At 75.9% G+C, this 793-nt stretch carries 1 protein-coding gene; it reads left to right on the top strand.

Annotation, left to right across the window (positions count from 1 at the left end):
* Window positions 1-250: 250 nt before the first annotated feature.
* A partial coding sequence (locus AOK15_RS39535) for a DUF4132 domain-containing protein (protein WP_205632306.1) occupies window positions 251-793 on the top strand: 543 nt, incomplete at both ends.

Genomic DNA, 793 nt, shown 5'->3' with positions numbered 1-793 from the left:
GCTGGAGCCGCTCCCGGACGCCGCGGACATCCTGCGCACCCTGCTCGACTTCGACGACGACGCGTCGAGGCGGGAGATCCGTCTGACGGAGTACGACCCCCACAACGCGGGCCTGGAGGACACCCTCGCGGCCGGAGCGGCCTGGGCGGCGTGTCTCACCGGTGACCCCGCCCTGATCTCGCTGGTCGGCGAACGGGTTCTGCGCCGCGCCCGGGCCTCCCGGACCCGGACCCGGCCCGGCCTGCCGCNNGCCGCGCTCGACACCATCGCCGAGGCGTACCTGGCCGAGCACGAGGGCTCCCAGGACGCCCCCCGCGGTGTCCCCCTCGGGGACTGCACGGCGTCCCTGACCGTCCGTCCCCACGGCTCCGTCGGGTTGGACGTGCGTGACGCCACGGGGCGGCCGGTGACGCCGTCCATGATGCGCCGGCTCGACTGGGTCTTCGCCCCGGAACTGACGGCCCTGCGCCACAGGCTGCCGCGTCTCGTGGCCCGGGTCGACCGTGAGCGCGGTGCCCTCGCGGAACTCCTCGCGGACGGCGCCGGGCAGACCGGGGCGCGATTCCGCTCCCGGTGGCTCGACCACCCGGTCGCGGGCCCGCTCGCACGGGCCCTGATCTGGGAGGCGGACACCGCGCACGGCACCCGCACCGGCCTTCCCGTGAGCGATCCCGCCGGGCACGTTCTCCTGCGGGACAACCACAGCGCGACCCACGAGATCGCGGACACCGACACCCTGCGCCTGTGGAACCCCGCCCACGCCGACGGGGCCCAGCTCTCGGCCTGGCGGACG

Source organism: Streptomyces ossamyceticus (assembly GCF_001418475.1).
In the GTDB taxonomy this organism is placed as follows: domain Bacteria; phylum Actinomycetota; class Actinomycetes; order Streptomycetales; family Streptomycetaceae; genus Streptomyces; species Streptomyces ossamyceticus.
Note: the sequence above shows the minus strand (reverse complement) of the source record. Positions and strands in the feature narration are given on the sequence as shown.